Source organism: Butyrivibrio sp. (genome assembly GCF_024699075.1).
This window is the reverse complement of the sequence record NZ_JAILQF010000148.1, coordinates 1-4610: the sequence shown is the minus strand read 5'-3', so window position 1 is coordinate 4610 and position 4610 is coordinate 1. Positions and strand designations below refer to the sequence as shown.

Sequence of the window (4610 nt, the reverse complement as noted above, 5' to 3'; positions counted from 1 at the left end):
TTCCATATCAAGTCTTACTTTCTCGTTTATGACTTCATCTGAAGGAAGGATAACATATGAATTCTTCTTCATATAGATTCTGACTGCAATATCAACGATAAGGGCAGCGGCAAAGAGCGTAAATCCAAGCATCTGAGATACTGGAATTGAAGTCCCAGGAAGATGAAGCTGATCAGTTCTAAGAGACTCTACAAGCCCTCTTCCAAATCCATATCCTCCAAGATACAGAAGTGCGATCTCTCCATGGAACTTCTTATGCTTCACATATAAGAGCATAAGCGTAAGGATCATGACATTCCACAAGCTTTCATAAAGGAATGTAGGATGAACCTGAATATAATTGGTAACATCAGACATATGAGCCTGCATCTTGTCGGTTATCTCAATAGATCTGACCATGGAAACAGGAAGCCTCATGGCAAAAAGCGAATCAGTATAATCACCAAATGCCTCTCTATTAGTGAAGTTACCCCATCTGCCGATGATCTGGCCCATGATAACACCGAAAATACCTGTATCAGCCATAAGCCTGTAACTCTTATGCTTGATCCTTACATATACAGCAAGAGTTATAAATCCAACAATAACACCGCCATATATAGCAAGACCGCCATTTCTGATATTAAGGATCTCGATAGGATCATTCTTGTAATAATCCCAGGCAAATATTACATAATAAAGCCTTGCTCCAATTACAGAAAAAACCAGAAGATATATAGCCAGGTCCCAGTACCAGTCCGGGTTTTGCTTGGTAATCTTAGCTACATGAGCTGCAAGTGACACACCGCACAAAACTCCGATTCCGATTATGAGACCGTACATGGCTATTTTAAAACCAAATATAGAAAAACTCTTTGGAACATATTTTAAATAAATCCCCAAATGAGGAAAGGCAATGGACATATCATCCATAATATTAGGCATAAATTCCCCTCCGTCATATAATCAAAAATAGCCGGGCTTAGCTGCTACGCCTTACCCAGCCTATATATCATATGTATATTAAACATTGAAACGGAAAAGGATTACATCTCCGTCCTGAACTACGTACTCTTTTCCTTCCATTCTTACAAGACCCTTTTCACGAGCATTTGAAAGTGATCCTTCATTAAGAAGATCCTGATAATTGATAACCTCAGCCTTGATAAATCCTCTCTCAAAATCAGTATGGATCTTACCTGCTGCCTGAGGAGCCTTAGTGCCAACCTTGATAGTCCATGCTCTGCACTCATCTTCTCCCGCTGTAAGGAAGCTCATAAGTCCAAGTGTTCTATAGCTTGCTTCAATAAGCTTATCAAGACCTGACTTTGTAAGTCCAAGATCTGCAAGGAATTCCTTCTTCTCATCATCATCAAGCTCTGCAATCTCAGATTCAATCTGAGCACTTATAGCAAATACTTCACTGTTATTCCCTGCTGCCCAGTCTCTTACTGCCTGAACATATTTATTAGAAGCTCCGTCATCTGCAAGATCTTCATCCTTAACATTAGCTGCAAAGATAACAGGCTTTGAAGTAAGAAGATCATATGTATTAAGAAGAGCCTGCTCATCATCATTTAAATCTTCCATATCTTTGACAAGCTTATTGTCTTCAAGATGAGCCTTGATCTTATTAAGAAGGTCGAGCTCCTTGGCAGCTTCCTTGTCCATACGTGCTGTCTTTGTAGTCTTAGCTATTCTTCTTTCAAGAACCTCAAGATCTGCAAAAATAAGCTCAAGATTGATTGTCTCTATATCTCTAACTGGATCTACAGATCCGTCAACGTGTACTACGTTAGTATCCTCAAAACATCTTACAACGTGAACGATAGCATCACACTCACGGATATTGGCAAGGAACTGGTTACCAAGACCTTCGCCCTTTGATGCTCCCTTTACAAGTCCTGCAATATCAACGAATTCAATTGTTGCAGGTGTAACCTTCTTTGTATTATATAACTCACCGAGCTTCTTGATCCTCTCATCCGGAACTGCAACAACGCCTACGTTAGGGTCAATTGTTGCAAATGGATAGTTTGCTGCAAGCGCTCCTGCGTTTGTAAGTGAATTAAAAAGTGTGCTCTTTCCGACATTCGGAAGGCCAACGATTCCTAGTTTCATATTATATATCTCCTTCTAATGCTTAATAAGCTATTAATATGCATAACCTTTGATATATTAGCATATTTTTATGGAATTCTCTACCCTGGGGATAAAATGCTTCATTCCCTGTGACTTCGCTCCAGGGTTGTCGTTGCCGTAACCCTCAAGAAGGTTTACAACGCCCCATACACCAAGGCCTGCGCCAAGTGCGATAACAAGTGTCTGAAGTACTGTGATTGCTGAATTAAAAAATGCTATGTCTTTCTCTTCTGGACCAGAAGTTATCTTTAAACTAATCTTATTATACACCATATAGTTCTCCGGCGTTTGGTCCAATTTGGAATACATAATCTGTATCTTCCAAAATCCAGTCATTTTCCGTTTCATCATAATACATCAGTTCTTCATCCGGAACAAATATACTTACATTTTTTGATGTACCTTTTGGAATCCATAGCTTTTCAAATCCGCAAAGTTTTTTCACATGACGTTCCACTTTCGAATGAGGCATACAAACGTATACCTGTGCCACTTCTTCTCCATCATATTCCCCGGAGTTTGTAATTTTGCAGGAAACCTGATATCCATTTTCCAATCGTTCTACTGCTACATTCTCATAAGCATAGGTTGTATAGCTTAAACCAAATCCAAAGGGATATGCCGGGGTATTTCCCTCATGATCCAATTTTCGATATCCATGATAAAAATCGTAGGTAATGGAATTTGCCCCAAAGTCTACCTGTGGCAAATGAGACTCTTCTTTTGGAATAACAAAGGGCAGTTTACCGGAAGGATTGACTTCTCCAAACAACACTCTGGCAAGGGCATCTCCTCCTCTCACTCCAGAATACCAACTGTATAAAATCGCCGGTGCCACATCATCCCATTCTTTTGTCATAAGCATACTTCCACAAACTAAGAATACTACTGTGTTTGGATTCAATGGAGCCACTTCTCGAATTAATTCAATTTCTTCCGGTTTTAATGATAAAGACTTTCTATCTCCACCCACAGCGCCTTCATCACCGGATGTATAGGATGCCACTGCCTGGTCGTTTTTACCGGCTGCTTTTTCCATTCCATTACCGATAATCTTATGATTATTATTCAAAAATCCATTTGCCATACATTCAATAGCGTTTAAATCACTGTCCGGGTCCGGCATAACACATTCTCCCTCATCATTGAAGTCATTTCCACAAACAATAAGAACGGCATCTGCTTTTTTAGCAAGTTCCATTGCTTCCTTCCGATTGGAACCGTCAGAATAAAAAACTTCTTTTAACTCACTGTCCATTTTTGAAGCATAGCGCCTGAGACCTTCCAATGCAGTTATAATTCCCTCTGAAAACACACGGCTACTTCCATGATCTCCAATATTTTCCGTATTTCCCAGTTTTCCGATTACAGCAATACTTTGGGTGGTCTTCGGCAACGGCAATACATTTTGGTTTTTAATTAAGACCATAGACTTTTCTGCCACTTCCTGTGCCAAATCATAATGCTCTTTTGATGCTATCATTTCTTTTTTATACTCCGGTAAAGGATCCTTCGTTTGTTCAAAAATTATCTGTGTTCTGATTCGTCGAAGCAAAGCACGGTCAATATCTTCTTCCGTGATTTTTCCTTCATCATATGCTTTTAACAATTCGTTTCCAAAATGAACCGGTATGGGCATTTCCATATCCATACCTGCTTTTAGTGCTTTTGCACCATCACGAAGTGCAAAAATAAAGTCCGTAATGGCAAATCCTTGAAATCCCCAATCATCGCGTAAAATATCCGTCAACAGATGAGAACTTTCCGACGCCTGTTCACCTCTGAATTTATTATATGAGCCCATCACTGAAGCTGCTCCGGCATCGATTGCCTTTTTAAAATGAGGTAAATATACTTCTCGAAGTGTACGCTCACTACAATTCACATCCACGGTAAATCGTTTGTTCTCCATATTGTTGACGGCAAAATGCTTTACGCAGGCCATAACATTGTGCTTTTGAACACCTTCCACCAGTTTTGCTCCCATTTCTCCAACCAGATAGGGATCCTCACCGTAGGACTCCTGTGCACGCCCTCCTGCAGGATGCATCAATAGATTGACACAAACTCCTCCGAAATAATTCGCACCACCGGCTCTGGCCTCCACTCCGATTGCATCACCGACTCTCTTTTCCAAATCCCGGTCAAAAGAAGCGGCGCGCGCCATAGACACCGGAAAGGCTGTGGATTTTCCCATAACAACGCCTCTTGGGCCATCTGTAAATCCTACTGGCTTTAATCCGATTTTTTTGTTGCCAAAGGTTTCAATGGGCACCGGATTATAGGTTCGTTTGTAAAAAACGGCATCCCGAATCATCCGCCAATTTCCGTGAAGCAACCATACCTTCTCTTTTACAGAAAGCTTTTCCAGTTTTTCTTTTGCAAGTTTTTCCACCTGCTCATCTGTTAAACCACAATTCTTATGAAACATAGTTTACCTCCTCCATATAACCCAATTTATAAGTGAATTATATGGCCAACTATGATAT

The 4610-nt window shown here is 40.3% G+C and carries 4 protein-coding genes; all 4 read right to left on the bottom strand.

The window, feature by feature from the left end:
• Window positions 1–924, bottom strand: a 924-nt coding sequence (gene lgt / locus K6G87_RS05845) for a prolipoprotein diacylglyceryl transferase (protein ID WP_296834899.1), incomplete at its 3' end; no start/stop codon positions are given.
• A 78-nt stretch (window positions 925–1002) separates the two neighbouring features.
• Window positions 1003–2100, bottom strand: coding sequence for a redox-regulated ATPase YchF (gene ychF / locus K6G87_RS05840; RefSeq protein ID WP_296834898.1), 1098 nt, complete (start codon window positions 2098–2100; stop codon window positions 1003–1005).
• 57 nt (window positions 2101–2157) lie between these two features.
• On the bottom strand, window positions 2158–2340 hold the full coding sequence (locus tag K6G87_RS05835) for a Maff2 family mobile element protein (RefSeq protein WP_334304856.1): 183 nt from the start codon (window positions 2338–2340) through the stop codon (window positions 2158–2160).
• A gap of 43 nt (window positions 2341–2383) precedes the next feature.
• Complete coding sequence (locus tag K6G87_RS05830) at window positions 2384–4552, bottom strand: beta-glucosidase (protein WP_296834896.1); 2169 nt, start codon at window positions 4550–4552, stop codon at window positions 2384–2386.
• Window positions 4553–4610: the final 58 nt, after the last annotated feature.

Excerpts from the sequence above, each read along its gene's own strand:
- ychF (WP_296834898.1), bottom strand. The coding sequence starts at position 2,100 with ATGAAACTAGGAATCGTTGGCCTTCCGAATGTCGGAAAGAGCACACTT.
- K6G87_RS05830 (WP_296834896.1), bottom strand. The coding sequence starts at position 4,552 with ATGTTTCATAAGAATTGTGGTTTAACAGATGAGCAGGTGGAAAAACTT.